18 protein-coding genes are annotated in these 17,327 nt (G+C 70.3%); 7 read left to right on the forward strand and 11 right to left on the reverse strand.

Translation table 11 applies throughout. The features are described 5' to 3' along the window. Window positions 1–175: 175 nt before the first annotated feature. Together dinB and ACLJQ7_RS14610 are read right to left on the reverse strand one after the other, a co-directional pair. Window positions 176–1,393: a DNA polymerase IV gene (gene dinB, locus ACLJQ7_RS14605; protein WP_410649199.1), complete on the reverse strand. Its 1,218-nt coding sequence runs from the start codon at window positions 1,391–1,393 to the stop codon at window positions 176–178. Between the two features lie 108 nt (window positions 1,394–1,501). After that, window positions 1,502–2,233: a methyltransferase domain-containing protein gene (locus ACLJQ7_RS14610; RefSeq protein ID WP_410648746.1), complete on the reverse strand. Its 732-nt coding sequence runs from the start codon at window positions 2,231–2,233 to the stop codon at window positions 1,502–1,504. Window positions 2,234–2,342: 109 nt separating this feature from the next. On the opposite strand from ACLJQ7_RS14610, the gene ACLJQ7_RS14615 reads away from it, so the two are divergent. The 5 genes from ACLJQ7_RS14615 (at window position 2,343) to ACLJQ7_RS14635 (ending at window position 7,348) form a co-directional block, all read left to right on the forward strand. Then, complete coding sequence (locus ACLJQ7_RS14615; protein ID WP_410648747.1) at window positions 2,343–3,209, forward strand: ParA family protein; 867 nt, start codon at window positions 2,343–2,345, stop codon at window positions 3,207–3,209. Between the two features lie 6 nt (window positions 3,210–3,215). Then, a complete protein-coding gene (locus tag ACLJQ7_RS14620) occupies window positions 3,216–4,019 on the forward strand; it encodes a DNA-formamidopyrimidine glycosylase family protein (protein WP_410648748.1) in 804 nt (267 codons plus the stop codon). 127 nt (window positions 4,020–4,146) lie between these two features. Continuing rightward, window positions 4,147–5,196, forward strand: coding sequence for an adenosine deaminase (gene add, locus ACLJQ7_RS14625; protein WP_410648749.1), 1,050 nt, complete (start codon window positions 4,147–4,149; stop codon window positions 5,194–5,196). A 355-nt stretch (window positions 5,197–5,551) separates the two neighbouring features. After that, window positions 5,552–6,112 carry a GNAT family N-acetyltransferase gene (locus ACLJQ7_RS14630; RefSeq protein ID WP_410648750.1) on the forward strand — a complete coding sequence of 187 codons (561 nt, stop codon included), beginning with the start codon at window positions 5,552–5,554 and terminating at the stop codon, window positions 6,110–6,112. A gap of 186 nt (window positions 6,113–6,298) precedes the next feature. Continuing rightward, window positions 6,299–7,348: a quinone-dependent dihydroorotate dehydrogenase gene (locus ACLJQ7_RS14635; RefSeq protein WP_410648751.1), complete on the forward strand. Its 1,050-nt coding sequence runs from the start codon at window positions 6,299–6,301 to the stop codon at window positions 7,346–7,348. Here ACLJQ7_RS14635 and ACLJQ7_RS14640 read toward each other — a convergent pair. The 4 genes from ACLJQ7_RS14640 to ACLJQ7_RS14655 form a co-directional block, all read right to left on the reverse strand. Next, on the reverse strand, window positions 7,308–8,942 hold the full coding sequence (locus ACLJQ7_RS14640; RefSeq protein ID WP_410648752.1) for an amidase family protein: 1,635 nt from the start codon (window positions 8,940–8,942) through the stop codon (window positions 7,308–7,310). The genes ACLJQ7_RS14635 and ACLJQ7_RS14640 overlap by 41 nt on opposite strands. A 416-nt stretch (window positions 8,943–9,358) precedes the next feature. After that, a complete protein-coding gene (gene pspM / locus ACLJQ7_RS14645) occupies window positions 9,359–10,342 on the reverse strand; it encodes a phage shock envelope stress response protein PspM (protein WP_410648753.1) in 984 nt (327 codons plus the stop codon). A gap of 71 nt (window positions 10,343–10,413) precedes the next feature. Further along, a complete protein-coding gene (locus ACLJQ7_RS14650) occupies window positions 10,414–11,262 on the reverse strand; it encodes a PspA/IM30 family protein (protein ID WP_410648754.1) in 849 nt (282 codons plus the stop codon). Window positions 11,263–11,471: 209 nt separating this feature from the next. After that, complete coding sequence (locus tag ACLJQ7_RS14655) at window positions 11,472–12,353, reverse strand: RNA polymerase sigma-70 factor (RefSeq protein WP_410648755.1); 882 nt, start codon at window positions 12,351–12,353, stop codon at window positions 11,472–11,474. A gap of 169 nt (window positions 12,354–12,522) precedes the next feature. Here ACLJQ7_RS14655 and ACLJQ7_RS14660 point away from each other — a divergent pair, with 169 nt between their 5' ends. Beyond that, the gene (locus ACLJQ7_RS14660; RefSeq protein WP_410648756.1) at window positions 12,523–12,999 is read left to right on the forward strand and encodes a carboxymuconolactone decarboxylase family protein; all 477 of its coding nucleotides are present in this window, start codon (window positions 12,523–12,525) and stop codon (window positions 12,997–12,999) included. Between the two features lie 52 nt (window positions 13,000–13,051). Here the strand turns inward: ACLJQ7_RS14660 and ACLJQ7_RS14665 are convergent, their stop codons facing one another. From ACLJQ7_RS14665 to rimO, 4 genes are all read right to left on the reverse strand, one after another. Further along, on the reverse strand, window positions 13,052–13,498 hold the full coding sequence (locus tag ACLJQ7_RS14665) for a helix-turn-helix domain-containing protein (RefSeq protein ID WP_410648757.1): 447 nt from the start codon (window positions 13,496–13,498) through the stop codon (window positions 13,052–13,054). 101 nt (window positions 13,499–13,599) lie between these two features. After that, entirely contained in the window at window positions 13,600–14,061 is a 462-nt protein-coding gene (locus ACLJQ7_RS14670) for a CinA family protein (RefSeq protein WP_410648758.1), read from the reverse strand. Beyond that, window positions 14,058–14,699 carry a CDP-diacylglycerol--glycerol-3-phosphate 3-phosphatidyltransferase gene (gene pgsA, locus ACLJQ7_RS14675; RefSeq protein ID WP_410648759.1) on the reverse strand — a complete coding sequence of 214 codons (642 nt, stop codon included), beginning with the start codon at window positions 14,697–14,699 and terminating at the stop codon, window positions 14,058–14,060. The genes ACLJQ7_RS14670 and pgsA overlap by 4 nt, the downstream gene beginning before the upstream one ends. Next, window positions 14,696–16,144 carry a 30S ribosomal protein S12 methylthiotransferase RimO gene (gene rimO, locus ACLJQ7_RS14680; RefSeq protein WP_410648760.1) on the reverse strand — a complete coding sequence of 483 codons (1,449 nt, stop codon included), beginning with the start codon at window positions 16,142–16,144 and terminating at the stop codon, window positions 14,696–14,698. The genes pgsA and rimO overlap by 4 nt, the downstream gene beginning before the upstream one ends. Before the next feature lie 88 nt (window positions 16,145–16,232). Here rimO and ACLJQ7_RS14685 point away from each other — a divergent pair, with 88 nt between their 5' ends. Then, a complete protein-coding gene (locus ACLJQ7_RS14685) occupies window positions 16,233–16,760 on the forward strand; it encodes an amino-acid N-acetyltransferase (RefSeq protein WP_410648761.1) in 528 nt (175 codons plus the stop codon). Here ACLJQ7_RS14685 and ACLJQ7_RS14690 read toward each other — a convergent pair. Continuing rightward, on the reverse strand, window positions 16,757–17,284 hold the full coding sequence (locus ACLJQ7_RS14690) for a CGNR zinc finger domain-containing protein (RefSeq protein WP_410648762.1): 528 nt from the start codon (window positions 17,282–17,284) through the stop codon (window positions 16,757–16,759). The genes ACLJQ7_RS14685 and ACLJQ7_RS14690 overlap by 4 nt on opposite strands. Window positions 17,285–17,327 lie beyond the last annotated feature (43 nt).

Here is a 17,327-nt window from a genome sequence, read left to right on the forward strand (position 1 = left end):
TCGCGGGCGCCGGGCCGCGCAACGTCATGGACCCAACAGACAACCCCAGGCGGGGTGTCTCTGTCCAGGATACGAGCCCCACGCTCGTCCGACTACCCGATCCCGTATCCAGAAGGGATCGAATTGGGCGAAACCACCCGGCTCGGCCCTCTCGAAGCCGGTCGAGCAGGCGAAGTCACTGGTCACGGGGGGTCAGCAGTGACGCGGGCCGCACCGCGGCGGCACCGAACTTCGACCTCGCGACGTCGGCGGCGACTTCCGCATCCCGCCAACGGGGTTCGGGTGACGCGAAAAGCAGCTGCTCTCCATCACTCTCCGTGTCCAATCCCTCGACCCTTACCCCGATCAGGCGGACTGCGCCCGTCGGCGCGTGCTCGGTGAGGAGTTCGACGGCGGTGCGGTGGATGTCGCGGGCCACGTCCACTCCGACGGCGGTTGTCCTGGCACGGGTGATCGTCTTGAAGTCCGCGAACCGGACCTTGATCGACACCGTCCGCCCGCGCAGCCCGCGGCGGCGCAGGGTGGCGGCGACGCGCTCCGACAGCCGGAGCAGTTCCAGCCCGAGCGCCGAGCGGTCGTGGAGATCCACGTCGAAGGTCACTTCGGCGCCGATCGACTTGTCCGGCGACTCCGGGACCACCTCGCGCTCGTCGTGCCCGTTCGCGAGCGCGTACAGATGGTCTCCCAGCGCCCGCCCGAGCGACCGCCGCAGCCTGGACAGCGGAGCGGCCGCGACGTCGGCGACGGTGTCGAGGCCCTGCTGGCGCAGCTGCTCCTCGGTGCGCTTGCCGACGCCCCACAGCGCCGACACCGGCAGCGGACGCAGGAACGCGAGCGTCTCGGCCGACGGCACGACGACCATGCCGTCCGGTTTGGCCATCCCGGACGCCAGCTTGGCGACGAACTTGACCTTCGCGACGCCGACCGAGCAGCTGATGCCGAAGTCGGCGGCCACCCGTTCCCGGATCCAGGCGCCGAGCCGCGCGGGCGAGGAGTCCAGCCGCTTGAGTGCCCCGCTGACGTCCAGGAACGCCTCGTCCAGGCTCAGCGGCTCCACCAGCGGCGTCAGCTCGCGGAAAATCCCCATGACGCCCTTGGAGACCTCGCCGTAGAGCCCCGGCGTCGGCGTGATGCAGATCAGCTGCGGGCAGAGCCGCTTGGCCGTCGAGAACGGCATGGCCGACCGGACGCCGAACTCGCGTGCCGCGTAGCTCGCCGCCGCGACGACGGACCTCGGCCCGCCACCGGAGACGACCACCGGCTTGCCCGCCAGCTCCGGGCGCGTGCGCAGCTCGCAGGACACGAAGAAGGCGTCCATGTCGACGTGCAGCAGGCCGCAGCCGGTGTCGTCGGGCCAGGTGGTGGCCCCGGTCGTCACGCGGTAGCGGGCCATCCCGCCGGGCAGTTCAGCGTTTCGTCCCACGGACAGAAGCTAGCCCGGACCACCGACAGTCTCGTGAGTGACGGTCAGACCCGAGGGGGCCTTCACGCGCATGCCAAGTCAGGGACGGTGGGCAAGGACGTGCAGCCGGCTGGAGATGTCCCGCAGCGGCGGAACCGACGCCGCCGCCAGCTCGAACTCCGCCAGGTCCTCTTCCCGCACCCCACCGGGCACGAAGTCCGCCACGACACCGTCGCCCTGCAGCGACGTCACCTCGAGCCCGACCGCCACCAGCTGGGCGCGGAGGCCCTCCGCGTCGAAGCGCCGCAGCACGGTCTCCCGGCCGCCGCCGAGGACGCCGCTGTCGGCCGCGAGGAGTTCCCGCGCCTCGCCGAGCCGTCCGGCCAGCGCGCGCTGCAGGATCGCGGCGTGCCGGTTCGCCACCAGCACCGACACCGCGCCGCCGGGTTTGACCGCGGCGGCCAGCGCGGCGAGCACGAGCGCCGGGTCGTCGACGACTTCGAGCAGCCCGTGCGCGAGCACGAGGTCGGCCGAGGCGGCTTCGACGTGGGCACTGAGCGCGTCGGAGTCGTCAGCGATCACCGTGATGCTGCCGGAGACGCCCTCTTCCTCGGCGCGGCGGCGCAGGGTCGCCAGCGCGTTGGGGTTCGGCTCGACCACGGTCACCAGGCAACCCGCCGAGGCCAGCGGCACCGCCCAGCCGCCGCTGCCGCCGCCGACGTCGACGACGTGCGGCTGTTGCGCGCCTCGCGCCCGTGCGGCCCGGAGTTCTGCTTCGAGAACCCGGCGAACCGCCCCCGATCCCCGCGTGGCCACGGTGTCCGTCTTCATAAACGCACAGGGTAATGCCCGCCTTCGCCGGCCCGCCGGGTGTAGTCCGATGCGGTGTTCGACACCTTGCCAAGGAGCCACCCCGCCGACTGCCCGTAGGCTGTATCGAGTGCACACGGTCGCTGTTCTCAGCCTGAAGGGTGGCGTCGGTAAAACGACGGTCGCCCTCGGTGTCGCGTCCGCCGCGCTGCGTAGGGGCGCCCGGACTCTCGTGGCCGACCTCGACCCGCAAGGCAACGCCACCACCTCGCTGGACCCGCCCTTCACCGATCGCACGCTGGCCGACGTCCTGGAGACGCCGGTGCGCTCGGTGCTCGAACGCGCGATCGCGCCCAGCGTGTGGAGCGACCGGATCGACGTCCTCGTCGGCGCCGAAGAGCTGGAGATGCTCAACGAACCGGACGCCGACAACCGCCGCTTGGAGAACCTCTCCCGCGCGCTCGACGAGCTGCACACGAATCCGCTGCGCGAGGAACCCTACGAACTGGTGATCCTCGACTGCCCGCCGTCACTCGGCAGGCTGACCCGCTCCGCCCTGGTGGCCGCGGACAGCGCCCTGATCGTCACCGAGCCGACGATGTACGCCGTCTCCGGTGCCCGCCGCGCCCTGGAGGCGATCGAGAAGATCCGCGAGGAGCAGAACCCGGGGTTGCGGCCGATCGGCGTCGTGGTCAACAAGCTCCGCGTGCGCTCCTACGAGCACCAGTTCCGCGTGGCCGAACTGCGGGAGAACTTCGGTCCGCTCGTGATGCCGACGGCGATCCCGGACCGGCTCGCGGTGCAGCAGGCCCAAGGCGCGTGCAGCCCGATCCACGAGTGGCACTCCCCCGGCGCGCAGGAGATCGCGCTCACCTTCAACATGGTGCTGGCGAAGGTCCTGCGCTCGAGCCGGGCCGGACGGCATCGCGTCCGTGGCGACGAAGGGCCCGAGCCCACCGAAGCGCCCGCCAAGCTGAGCGACACCGGCACGGGCTGACGTCCGATGCCCGAAGGCGACACCGTCTTCCTCGCCGGCAAGGTCCTCGACAAGGCATTGGCCGGGAAGACCCTGCTGCGAGGCGAGTTCAGGGTCCCTCGGCTGGCCACGACGGATCTCGCCGGACTCGACGTGCTCGGCGTCGGCACGGTCGGCAAGCATCTGCTGACGCGGCTCTCCGGCGGTCTCACCCTCCACAGCCATCTGCGCATGGACGGCAAGTGGGCCGTCTACCGGGCCGGCGCGCGCTGGCGGCATCCGGCCCACCAGGCGAGGGTCATCCTCGCCACCGAGGATCTGCAGGCGATCGGTTTCCGCGTGCACGATCTCGAACTGGTGCCCACGGACGAAGAAGACCGGCTGGTCGGGCACCTCGGCCCGGATCTGCTCGATCCACAATGGACGGACGAACTCGCCGGGCGGGCGGCGGCCGCGCTGGCCGCGGACCCGGCCCGCGAACTCGGCGACGCCCTGCTGGATCAGCGGATCATGGCGGGGATCGGGAACATGTACAAGGTCGAGATGTGCTTCCTGCTCGGCGTCACGCCGTGGACTCCGGTGTCCGAAGTGGACTCGGCGAAGACGGTCGCGCTCGGGCGCAAGCTGCTCAAGAGCAACGCCTGGCGCACTTCGCAGACCACCACCGGCGATCTGCGCCGCGGCCGGGAACATTGGGTCTACGAGCGGACCAAACAGGGCTGTTTCCGCTGCGGCGGACGGCTCAAGGTCGCTCCCCAGGGCGCCGGACACCAGGCGAGGCCGACCTGGTTCTGCCCGAAATGTCAGTCAGGACCCGCTCCGAGCGGCTAAGCTGGCCTCGTGACGCTGTTCAAGCTCCCGCTCTACGGGGCCGACACCGAACGCGGCGACCTCGCTCCCTGAGCCGCCCGCTCCCTCCGCACGTCACCTTCACTTCTTCATCCCAGGGAGCTTTGTCATGCCCGGAATCCTCACCGGCACGGCGCTGCGCGCGTTCGTGCACGCCCTGCCCAAGGTCGAACTCCACGTCCACCTCGTCGGTTCGGCGAGCCTGCCCACGGTGCTGGAACTGGCCCGCCGCCGCCCGTCCGCGGGGGTGCCGACGGAGCCGTCGGCGCTCGCCGAGTTCTTCACCTTCCGCGATTTCCCGCATTTCCTCCGCAACTACCTGGCGGTGACGTCGCTGGTACGCGACGCCCGCGACATCCACACCCTCGTGACCGGGCTGGCGGCGGATCTGGCCGCGCAGAACGCGCGCTACGCGGAAGTGACCGTGACGCCGTACAACCACGTCCTCGACGGGATGTCGACGGACGATCTCCTCACCGGTCTCGCGACCGGGCGGGCGGCGGCGCGCGCGGACCACGGCGTGGAACTGGCCTGGTGCTTCGACATTCCCGGCGAGAAAGGGGTCGTCGCCGGCCGGGAGACGGTGGTGTTCGCGCTCCGCGAACGCCCCGAAGGCCTGGTGTCGTTCGGGCTCGGCGGCCCCGAGGTGGGTGTCGGCCGCGCTCAGTTCGCCCCCTTCTTCACCACGACCAGGGAGGCGGGGCTGCACAGCGTCCCGCACGCGGGCGAGACCACCGGGCCCGCCACCGTCTGGTCGGCGGTGCACGATCTCGGCGCCGAGCGGATCGGGCACGGCATCGGCGCGCACACCGATCCGTCGCTCCTGGAATACCTTGCCGTGCAACGGATCCCGTTGGAGGTCTGCCCCACGTCGAACGTAGCGACCGGGCAGTGCGCGTCGATCGCGGCGCATCCCGTGCGACGGCTGCTCGATCACGGCGTGCCGGTCACGCTCAACACCGACGACCCGCCGATGTTCGGTGCCACCCTCGACGGCGAGTACGTGGCGGTGGCCGAAGCCCTCGAGCTGACGGCGGCCGAAATCGCCCTGTTCGCGAAGAATGCCGTGGAAGCCGCTTTTCTGCCGTCGGCGGACAAGACCGCCCTCACGGCGGAGATCGAAGAAATCCTGTTGCAGGACCCCGAACTCCTCGCATAGTTTGGCGGTACACGAGAGAGGAGGTGGTCCAAAGTTGTATTCCAACAGGACTCGTGAGGTGGCTGTCCGCTAGCGGACCCCACGCGTAGGACTTCAGAGCAGCGATACAACGCAAGTTGGAGCCACCTTCGGCTCGTCGTCTCTGCTTCGCGTGATGCCTGATAGCGAATACCAGGCAGTCACCGGGCCCCCGAGGTTCCCGAGCACCGGTCCGGCTCGGGCCCGGCCGCCGATTCCGGCGTCCGGGAGCCGCCTCGGGGGTACCCCTGTTTCCGGGTGTGCCGCCCGCCGCCCCGAAGGACCGTCCGCCGCGGTTCCGCCCCGGGAACCCCGCCGACTCCGATAGCCTGACACCATGCTGAGGCCCGATTTCCCGATCATCACCCAGCGCCTGACCCTCCGGGCCTTCACCCCGGCGGATCTCGACGAACTCAACTCCTTCCAGTCCCGCGCCGACGTCGCCCGCTACCTCTACTGGGGCCCGCGCAGCCGGGCCGAATCCGCCGCCGCGCTCGCCAAACGGGTGCACAGCACCAGCCTGTCGAAGGAAGGCCAGTTCCTCGCGGTGGCCGCGGAACTGACCGAGACCGGGCAGCTGATCGGCGATCTGAACCTCGAATACCTCAGCAGCGAGCATCGCCAGGGCGAGATCGGCTTCGTCTTCCACCCCGATCACCACGGGAAGGGGCTCGCCGCCGAGGCCGCCGTCGAAGTGCTGCGGCTCGGGTTCGAAGACCTCGGACTGCACCGGATCATCGGCCGCTGTGACGGCCGCAACACCGCCTCCGCCGCGCTGATGGAACGCCTCGGCATGAAGAAGGAGGCCCATCTGCGGCAGAACGAGATCGTGAAGGGCGAGTGGTGTGACGAACTCGTCTTCGCGATGCTCGAAGACGAGTGGAAGGCGAGCCGCTAGGCCGCGTCCGGCAAGTCTGTTCGATGGGCTTCGTGATCCAGGTGGTTCCTGGCGGTGCGGGCGGATCGGCCTCGTACCGGGTCGTACTCGGCCGCATCCGCCCGTGCCGTCAGGAACCACCTGGGCGCGGAGACCGCGGACAGACTTGCCGGACACGGCCTACACGCCACCAGGCATGATGGGGCCGTGCTCTTCGACAAGATCGTCCGCCCCGCGCTCTACCGGGTCTCCGGCAGCGACCCCGAAACCGTGCACGAACGCACCATCGGCACGCTCGCCAGGCTGAGCCGGGTCTCCCCCGCGCTCGCCGCCCTCGGCCGCGTCTACCGGACGGACGATCCGCTCACCTTCCTCGGGCTCCGCTTCCCGAACCGGGTCGGCCTCGCCGCCGGGATGGACAAGAACGGCCGCGCCCTGCACGCCTGGCCCGCGCTGGGCTTCGGTTTCGTCGAGGTCGGCACGGTCACCCGGCATCCGCAGCCGGGCAACGGCAAACCGCGGCTGTTCACCCTCGCCGAGACCGACGCGGTGATCAATCGGATGGGCTTCAACAACGAAGGCGCGGAGGCGCTCGCCGCCCGCCTCGCCGCGACCGGGAAACCGCCCGTGCCGCTCGGCGTCAGCATCGGCAAGTCCAAGGTGACCCCGCTCGACGAAGCCGTCGAGGACTACCGGTTCTCGCTGCGGGCGCTGTATCCGTACGCCGACTACTTCGCGATCAACGTCAGTTCCCCGAACACGCCGGGACTGCGGGCCCTGCAGGACAAGTCCGCGCTGGCCGAGCTGCTCGCCGAACTGCGGAAGACGTCGGCCGAACTCGCCGGCGACGCGACGCCGACTCCGGTGCTGGTGAAGGTCGCTCCCGACCTCACGGACGAGGCGCTCGCGGAACTGCTGGAGGTCTGCCTCGGCCACGGTGTCGCCGGGCTGATCGCGACCAACACGACCTTGTCCCGCGAAGGGATCGCCCCGCCGGAGGCCGCCGTCGGCGAGCAGGCGGGCGGGTTGTCCGGCCGCCCGCTCACCGCGCGCTCGGTCGAGGTGGTGCGGTTCGTGCACGACGAGACCGGCGGCAAGCTGCCGATCATCGGCGTCGGCGGGATCTTCGACGCCGGCGCCGCCGCCCGGATGCTCGACGCCGGCGCCGGTCTCGTCCAGCTCTACACCGGTTTCGCCCTGCACGGTCCCGGTCTGGTCAAGCGGGTCGCCCGAGGTCTCGCGGCCCGGCCGTACTGACGAACCTCAGGTAGGCGCGCCAGCACTGGTATCTCGTCAGCTCCGTCGCCGTCGCCGCGGCGGCCTGGTCGCAAAGGACCGCCAGCGGCGTCTCCCCGTTCTCCAGCCGGATCCGGCCTAGGACGAACGGGGCGGGCAGCGTGGCCGCGAAGGCACCGAGCGCGGCGGGCGAGAGCCGCCAGCGTTCACCCGAAAGCATCGTGTGCTCGCCCGTGGCGCTTACCGGCACCACCCCCGGCTGGGGCGGATCGGTGGGCAGCAACAGCATCCGGTAGCCCTCGCCGGTCTGGACCAGGCCGGTGAACCGGGCCCCCGCGGCGACCAGGCTTCCGTTCAACGGCTGCCCGCGCAGCTGCGCGCCGAACACCACGAGGTTCGCACCCGGTGCGGGATAAGGGAAATCGGCCTGTTCGTCGGTGAGCACGGCGGCGAGGTCGATGGCGACCTGGTCGTCGAACGGCCGCACCACCACCGAAACCCCGTACGGTCCCAGATCCGACGGCGACGACGGCACCGTGACCGCGGCGAGGTCGAGCAGGTTGACGAACGCCGTGAACCGCTCCAGCCGTTTCGCGACACCGTCCGGATCGGACAGTGCCTCGGCGACCGAGGGATGATCCGCGACCGTCGGGAGCACGAGGGCGTCGTACTCCGACAGCATCCGGAGCGCGAGCATCCCCGCCTCGGCGACACGCAGCCTGTCGGCGGTGAAGCCGTCGTCGTGGATCAACCCGCCCAGCGTCAGCAGCGCCGAGACCTCCACCGTCTCCACCCGCGCGCCGGACGCCCGCAGCGCCGAAACCGCGCCGAGGAAGGCGGACCGGGACTGCAGCGACAGGGCGGTGAGCGTGTCGGAGCCGGGGATCGCCACCCGCGGCCGGTCGCCCGCGGACAGCCGGACGTCCGGGGGCCAGTCGCGGGTAAGCGGGTCGATCCCGTCGGGACCGGTCATCAGTCCCAGCGCGCGCTGCCCCAAGGTGAGGCTGCGGGCGAAGAGGGCGATCCCGCCGCACGGCGGGGCGCCGGTCTTCGGCACGAGGCCCATCGTCGGTTTCAACCCGACGATCCCGTTGAGGGAAGCGGGAACCCGGCCAGCACCGGCCGTGTCCGTGCCGACCGCCAGGTCGACGAGGCCGAGCGCGACGGCGACGGCCGCACCGCTGCTCGCGCTCCCGGAGACCCGCTCGGTGTTCAGCGCGGCGCTCACGGCGCCGTACGGGCTGTGCGTGTGCTCGAGGTCGCTGCCGAACCGGTCGCAATTGGTCTTGCCGATCACGACCGCCCCGGCCGCGGTCAGCCTGGACACGGAGGTGGCGCCGGCACAGCGGACGTCCTCCCCCGCCGTGGGAAGGCCGGCGACGTCGATGACGTCGGCGACCGCCGCCAGCGTTCCCGCGAGCGGTAGGTCCGCGCCCGCGCGAAGACGTTCGTCCACCGCCTTCGCGTCCACGAGGGCGTCTTCCACCGGGCGGAGGGTGATCCAGACGTCGGGCCGGTCGACCTCGGCGATCCGGTCGTAGGCGGCTATGACGCGCAGATAGGAACTGGGAGGAGGGGCGGGGGTCGGTTCTGGTTCCGGGGGGAGCGTCGTCACTGGGCGTCCTTTCCTCGGTGGGGACGAGAAAGACCACTGCGCGAGATCCACTGTGTCCGGTCCGCCACCCTGGGACGCCCGCTCACGCGGGCTGGGTTCAGGCCCGAGCTGGGAAGAGCACTGCGTGCATGTAAGGAACGTTAGGCATCGCGAGGCGCCGTCACCAGCGGATCCGGGTTACGCGAGCGTTTCGGTACCACACAGTGAGCGAGTCGTTACGCAATGGAGTATTAGCGACGACGAATGAGACGATGGTCCAGGAAAGCGCCTGCTCAGACGCTACCGACTCGCGGTGCCCGATGTGATCAGACGGACGACACTCGTGATTGTAGGGCGATCACGCGTGATCAGACGGACATCACCGCGATCGCCGTTCAATCACGCGTGTCGTCCGTCTGATCACACGTGTCGCGGGTTCAGGAGAGTTCGCGCAGCGCCATCGCGAGGCCGGCGAGCTTGTCGGTCGCGTCGGACAGCTGCTCCTTGGACGACGTCATGCCGTCCGAGCTCGCGGCGACGGTGTGCCCGGCGGCCGCGACGAGACCGCCGTAGCCGTCGAGGCCGTCGTCGAGCTGCTCGCGCAGTTGCTTGACGGCGGCGTCGAGGGCGCCGCGTTCCCGCTCGGGCGCCGCGTCACGTCCGCGTTCGATGGCCTGGATGCGGCCGGCCAGGCCGCGCAGCGCTTGCGCGGCTTCCGCCGCGGTGGTCCGGGCGTCCGCCACGGCGATCTCCGAGACCGGCATGGTGCCGAGCGACGTCGGCTGCGAAAGCTGGCGAAGCAGCTCCGCCAGCGAAGCCTCGCTCTCGACGAGACGCTCCATCGGCTCACGCGCCACGGACCGCGCCGGAGGCAGCGGAGGCGGAGCGGCGGGCGCCGCGGGCAGCACGGTGCGCTTGAGCTCCCGCAGCCGCAGCCCCGACTTGACCCCGAAGGTGCCGAAGATGACGGCGAACGCGCCGCCCGCGATGGCCTGGAGGACGTCGGCTTGGCCGTCCTTCAACAGGCCGGTGCCCGCGACGACGGCGAACAGTCCACAAAGGAAGGTGAGGAGGATCCAGAACGTCAGCGCCCGCGAAGTCCGGCGCTTGCGGCGCTCCAGTTTGGCGGCGGGCTCGTTCCAGCGCGCCCATTTGGCCTTCGCGTCGGCGACGACCGGGATCTGGCCCGCGGCCATCGTCGTCAGCTGCTGGGAGATCTTCGGCATGGCGGGCATCGCGGGCATCTGCGGGCGCGGCCTGGGCGGCGCCGGCCGAGCGGGCCGCGAAGAACCCTCCTCCGACGGCGGGATGTAGCGCTGCAGCTTCTCCTGCGCGCGCTGGGCGTAGTCGGGCAGCTTTTCGATGTGCTTCTCAAGCTTGGCGGTGAACTCCCCGAAGTCCTTGCGCCTGCCCTGGCCCATTGCCTCTCCCCGTCTTCAGGTGAGACCGGTCCCGCACCCGCGTGGGCGCGGGACCGGCTCTAGGTGGTGTGTCAGGCGGGGTTCTTGCCTTGTTCGGCCTGAACCCGTGCCTGGATCTCACGCTGGATGTCCGCGGAGCCCGACGACGCCTTCGGCGCCGCGGCGGCGGTCTTGCCGTCGGTCACCTGAGCGACGGAGTCACCCTTCATGGACGCGCGGATCTGCTCCAGCCGCGAGTGCCCCGCGAGCTGCGTCGTGGAGGCCTGGACCTCCATCATCCGGCCCTGGACGGAGTTCTGTGCGAGTTCGGCCGAGCCCAGCGCGGTGGTGTAGCGCTTCTCGATCTTGTCGCGAACGTCTTCCAGTGACGGGGTGTTGCCCGGCGCCGCCAACTCGCTCATCTGGTTCAGCGAAGCGGAGACCTGCTCCTGCATCTTCGCCTGCTCCAGCTGCGAGAGCAGCTTGGTGCGCTCGGCCAGCTTCTGCTGCAGCATGGTCGCGTTGCGCTCGACGGCCTTCTTCGCCTGCGCCGCAGCCTGGAGCGACTGGTCGTGCAGGGTCTTCAGGTCCTCGATGCTCTGCTCGGCCGTGACGAGCTGCGCGGCGAAACTCTCCGCGGCGTTCTCGAACTCGGTCGCCTTCTGCTCGTCGCCCTTGGCGCGCGCCTCGTCGGCGAGCACCAGCGCCTGGCGGGTCGAAGCCTGCAGCTTCTCCACGTCGCCGAGCTGGCGGTTCAGCTTCATCTCCAGCTGGCGCTGGTTACCGATCACCGAGGCGGCCTGCTGGGTCAGCGACTGGTGATTGCGCTGCGCCTCCTCGATGGCCTGCTGGATCTGTACCTTCGGGTCGGCGTGCTCGTCGATCTTCGACGAGAACGCCGCCATCATGTACTTCCAGAACTTCACGAACGGGTTGGCCATCTCCTCCGCCTGCCTTCTCGCATCCCACGGGCTGTTACCTCGAGGTGGGGCGTCCCCTCTGTGATGTTGCAACGTCCCGACCCCGGCGTTGAGTTCCATCGTGTCAGGTCGGCGTCCCGCGTTCCAGGCGACCCCGACGGAATTCAGGGATCCCCCTGACTGTGATGTCCACGACCTTTCGGGTTCACCGTGAGTGAAAACGGCCGGAGTCAGCGGCGCAGAGCCGTCTCCTGGTCCATCCGTGACAACTTTTCGGGGTTGCGCACGGCGTAGAGGCCGGTGACGAGCCCGTCCTCCACCCGCAGCGCGACGACGGTGTCGACCTCGTCACCGAGCCGGAAGATCAGCGCGGGATGGCCGTTGACCTGCGCGGTCCTCATCGTCGCCGCCTCATCGCGGACCGGTCGGCTCGCGGCCAGCAGCGGCGCGACCAGCGCGGCTCCGACCACGGGCTCCAGCAGGGCCTGTGCCACTCCGCCGCCGTCGCCGAGGAAGACGACGTCCGGCGAGAGAACGTCGAGCAGTCCTTGCAGGTCACCCGTACGGACCGCGCGGTGGAACGCGTCGAGCACGTCCTTGGTCTCTCCGGGCGACGCGGCACCACGCGGCCTCCGCGCGGCGACGTGCGCCCGCGCCCGGTGGGCGATCTGGTGGACCGCGGCCGGGGTCTTGCCGACCGCTTCGGCGATCTCGCCGTAGGGCACGTCGAACACCTCGCGCAGCACGAACACCGCGCGTTCGGTCGGGGCGAGGGTCTCGAGCACCAGCAGCATGGCCATCGAGACGCTGTCGGCCAGTTCGACGTCGTCGGCGACGTCGGGGCTGGTCAGCAGGGGTTCGGGCAGCCAAGGACCGACGTAGGACTCCTTGCGACGGCCGAGCGTGCGCAGCCTGCCGAGCGCCTGCCTGGTGGTGACGCGGACCAGGTACGCCCGCAGGTTCTCCACGGTGCCGAGGTCGACCCCGGACCAGCGCAGCCACGTCTCCTGGAGGACGTCTTCGGCGTCTGCGGCCGAGCCGAGCATCTCGTAGGCGACGGTGAACAGCAGGTTCCGGTGGGCGACGAACGCCTCCGTGGCGGTGTCGGACATGGATGGCTCCTGTTCTCGGCGACGGTGTCCCCACCAGACGCCGCGTCCCCTCGGTTTCTGACAGGTCGACGCCGTGGCGCACGTCACGTCCCGGTGCTGTCAGCGGGGCGAGGCCGCCGGCATCTGGTGGTCATCCGGTTCAGCACACGACCACGAAGAGGGCGAGATCATGGATTCCCGTTTCGATCTGAACAGCAACGAGCTCGGCGCCAAGCTCGGCAAGCGCTTCGCAGGAGTCAGTGTGGCCATCAAGGGCTCCACCCTGCCGAAGGTCACGCAGGAGCTGGTGTCGCTGCGGGCCAGCCAGCTCAACGGCTGCGGTTTCTGCGTCGACGCCCACGCCAAGGACCTGGCGGCCGCCGGCGAACCCGCGGTCCGCGTCAACCTGGTCGCCGCCTGGCGCGAATCCACGGTCTTCACCGAGGCCGAGCAGGCCGCGCTGGCGCTCGCGGAGGAAGGCAGCCGGATCGTCGACGCGCACAAGGGTGTCTCCGACGAGACCTGGGCCCAGGTGCGCAAGCACTACGACGACGACCAGGTCGCCGCGCTGATCTACCTGGTCGCGATGATCAACGCCGCCAACCGGCTGCTCGTCATCACCCACACCAAGGGCGGCTCCTACCAGGCGGGCACGTTCGACAACTGACGGAAAAAGGCCCCAGGCGGATTGCCTGGGGCCTTTTCCGCTCACAGCGTCGCTAGGCGGCGACCATCTTCGGTGCGGAGATGGTGGTCCGCAGTGCGGGGCTCATCCGCGGCGGTGGCGAGATCCGCAGATCGGCCAGGTCGTTGCCGATCAGCTCGGACACCAGGCGGCCGCCTTCGAGGCCCGCTTCGGCGCCTTCCCGCTCCGGAGCGCGCCGCTTGCCGGCTTCGACCTTCTCGTCCACCGGGGCGACCTCGACGTTGTCGATCGCCGAGACGTCCGCCGCGACCTTGTGCAGGAGTTCACCCAGCGGAAGGTCCAGGGCCTCGCAAATGGACGCCAGCAGCTCGCTGGACGCCTCCTTCTGCCCGCGCTCGACCTCGGAGAGGTAACCGAGGCTCACCCTGGCGGCGCGGGAGATGTCCCGCAGCGTTCGACGCTGGTTCGTGCGGGCGTGTCGGAGCCGGTCGCCGATCGCCTCGCGCAACAGCACGGTCATCACGCGCCTCCCTTCCAGGACTGACTACCCCCTACGTTACCCAGAGCGGTGCCCCGGGCGCAGGTGTTGACACGGCAATACGCCAAGGGCGAACGCGGCGATCATGCGAGATGTTCCCCCAGCAGGGCGAACGCGCCCGAAACCGCACCGGCCCTGACCGAGGCTCGATCACCGCTCAAGTCCAGCGTGCGGACGGTGAGCACCCCCGGGCCCGCGAGGCCGACGTGGACGGTGCCCGGCTCGACGCCGTCCTGCCCGTCCGGGCCCGCGACTCCGGTCAGGCCGAGCCCCCAGGTGGCGCCGCACCGATCCCGTGCGCCGGCGGCCAATTGTGCCGCGACCTCGGGATGAACGGCGCCATGTGCGGCGAGGAGGTCTTCGTCGACTCCGGCCAGCTTCGCCTTGAGGTCGGTGGCGTAGACCACCAGCCCGCCCCGGACGGCGGCACTCGACCCGGGGACCTCGGTCAGCGTCGCGCAGACGAGTCCGGCGGTCAGCGACTCGGCCGTCGCCACCGTCTCCCCGCGCTCGATCAGGTGAGTGATCAAGGTCTCAGCGTTCATGCTCCCGCGGCACGCTTTCCGGCGGCGCGCAGCCGCACCGCGCGCACGACGTAGTCGAGCCCGGTCACGACGGTCAGCACGACCGCGAGCCCCATCAGCACCCAGCGCACCGGCTCCGCGGCCACGGGCAGGGGCAGCAGGTACGCGGTGATGGCCGCGATCTGGGCGAGCGTCTTGGCCTTGCCGCCCCGGCTGGCCGGGATGACGCCGTGCCGGATCACCCAGAACCGCAGCAACGTCACGCCGATCTCGCGGATCGCGATGACGATGGTGACCCACCAGCCCAGTTCGCCGAGCACGCTCAGCCCGATCAGCGCGGCGCCGATCAGCGCCTTGTCCGCGATCGGGTCGGCGATCTTGCCGAAGTCGGTGATCAGCCCGTACTTGCGCGCGACCCAGCCGTCGACCTGGTCGGTGAACGACGCGATCGCGAACAGCGCGGTGGCGATCGCGCGCCAGAAGGTGTCCGCCCCGTCGCCGGTGAACAGCGCCAGCACGAACAGCGGCACCAGCACCAGCCGCGACATCGTGAGCAGGTTCGCCAGGTTCAGCGTCGGGACCGGGGTGGCCTCGGGGACCCGGGCGTGCTCACCACCCGTCCCCTCACCGGCCCCGGCGTCGCTCGGGGCGGCATTCACCGGTCGGCCTCGGGCGGCGCGGGCCGCACGATCAGGTCGACACCCTCGGAGTCGACGACCTCGCAGCGCACGAAGTCACCCACCGCCAGCGGGGGCAGGTCTTCGGTCTCGATCAGGACACACTCGCCGTCGACCTCGGGGGCCTGGTGCGCGGCGCGGCCGATCGGGTCCTCGCCGTCCTCGGCCTGCTCGATGAGGACGTCGACGAAGTCGCCGATCCGGTCCTCGGCGCGCTGCGAGGTCAGCTCCTCGACCAGCGCGGAGATCCGGGCGACCCGCTCGGCCACCACGGACTCGTCGAGTTTGCCGTCGAAGGTCTCGGCCTCGGTGCCATCCTCGTCCGAGTACCCGAAGACGCCGACCGCGTCCAGCCGCGCGCCGTTCAGGAAGCGCTCCAGCTCGGCGAGGTCCTCCTCGGTCTCGCCGGGGAAGCCGACGATGACGTTGGTGCGGATGCCGGCGTTGGGCGAGTACTCCCGGATCTGGTCGCACAGCGCGAGGAAGGAGTCCGTGGACCCGAAGCGGCGCATGCGGCGCAACACGGTCTCGCTGGAGTGCTGGAAGGACAGATCGAAGTAGTCGGCGACACCCGGCGTGGTCGCGATGGCCTTGACCAGGCCCGGGCGGGTCTCGGCGGGCTGCAGGTACGAGACGCGGACGCGTTCGATCCCGGGCACCGCGGCCAGGCGCGGCACCAGCAGCTCCAGCGCACGGGCGCCGTCGCGGCCGAAGTCCTTGCCGTAGGAGGTGGAGTTCTCCGAGACGAGGAAGACCTCCTTGACGCCGTTCTCCGCGAGCCACATCGCCTCGGCGACGATCTCGTCCGGCTGCCGGGACACGAAGGACCCGCGGAACGACGGGATCGCGCAGAACGAACAGCGCCGGTCACAGCCGGACGCGATCTTCAGCGCGGCCACCGGCGACGTGTCGAGCCTGGTGCGCAGCACGCGCGGACCCCAGCCGTGCTGTGCGTGCCCCGGCACCTCGACCGACTCGGCGGCCGTCGGACGCTGGACCGGGCTGATCGGCAGCAGCTTGCGGCGGTCGGACGGGGTGTGGGACTCGACCTTGCGGCCGGCCACGACGTCGTCGAGACGCTCCGCGAGGTCGGCGTAGTGGTCGAAACCCAGGACCGCGTCGGCCTCGGGCAGGCTCTCGGCCAGCTCGTTGCCGTAGCGCTCGGCCATGCAGCCGACCGCGACGACCTTCTTGCCGGTGTCGGACGCCGCGAGCAGGGTGTCGACCGAGTCCTTCTTGGCGGACTCGACGAAGCCGCAGGTGTTGACGACCACGACGTCGGAGTCCTCGGGCTCGGCGGCGAGCTCCCAGCCACCCGCCGCCAGCCGTCCGGCGAGTTCCTCGGAATCGACCTCGTTGCGGGCGCAACCGAGGGTCAACAAGGACACGCGACGGGTGGCGACAGGATCAGTGGTGGGAGAAGGCACGTGCCTTAGGGTAGCTGGCCTGCTCGCGGGGTCGGCCATCGCTCGCTCGGGCGAGCCCTCGACCGGCCGGGGCGCCGGGGATGGCTTAATGGTGGACGTGCCCTCAGACCCCCTCCCGCACCGCCGCCCCACCGTCCGCCGGGCGCGGATCGCGGACGTCCGCAAGATCAAGGCGCTGGTCGACTCCGACGCCGGGACGGTGCTGCTGGAGAAGGAACTCGTCACCCTCTACGAGAGCGTCCAGGAGTTCTGGGTGGTCGAAGACGGCGACGACGTGCTCGGCTGCGGTGCGCTGCACGTGCTGTGGGAGGACATCGCCGAACTGCGCACCATCGCCGTCGACAAGGACTCCCGTGGGCGTGGCATCGGGCACGCACTGGTCGCGCAGCTGATCGGCTTCGCCCGCGAGATCGGGCTGAAACGGCTGTTCGTGCTGACCTTCGAGACCCACTTCTTCGCCGGTCACGGGTTCGTCGAGATCGACGGCACTCCGGTGACCCAGGAGGTCTACGAGGAGATGCGGCGCTCGGCCGATCCGGGTGTCGCGGAGTTCCTGGACCTGCCGTACGTGAAGCCCAATACCTTGGGCAACAGCCGGATGCTGCTGGAGCTTTAGCTCTTCTTCGCGTGGCGGGCGACCCGGACGCGGTTGCCGCACAGCGACGGCGTGCACCAGACCCGCCTGCTGTTGGCCGCCACGAACAGCATCGAGCAGTCGTGCGCGCCGCATCGCCGCAGCTGAGTGGCACGCGGCCCGGACACGAGGTCGATCGCCGCGACCGCGACGGCCGCGAGCGCGATCTCGCCGCCGTCCTCGCCGTGCCAGGACGTCTTGGCACCCTCGGCCGTCAGCCGCGGGCTGGTGGGCACGGCGGCCGCGGCGGCGTTGACCCGCTCGACCGCCCACACCTCCGGCTCCCGTGCGGACACGGTCGCCTCCAGCAGTTCACGCACCGCTGAACGCAGGCGCCTCGTCTGCTCGGCCGAAGGCGCCCGGGCACCTTCGGGCAAAGCCTGAGTCGCCCAGAACTTCGCGTGACCGTCGTCGAGCAGGTCGATCGGCGGGGAGACGGCGAGCATCATGGTGTCGGCGAGGTTCACCGCGAGATCGTCACCGGGAAGCGAGTCGAGATCGAGCATGCCTTGACACTATCAGGTACTAATGGTTCAAGGCAGTTTTAAC

The organism is Amycolatopsis sp. cmx-4-54 (assembly GCF_046548895.1).
In the GTDB taxonomy this organism is placed as follows: Bacteria; Actinomycetota; Actinomycetes; order Mycobacteriales; family Pseudonocardiaceae; genus Amycolatopsis.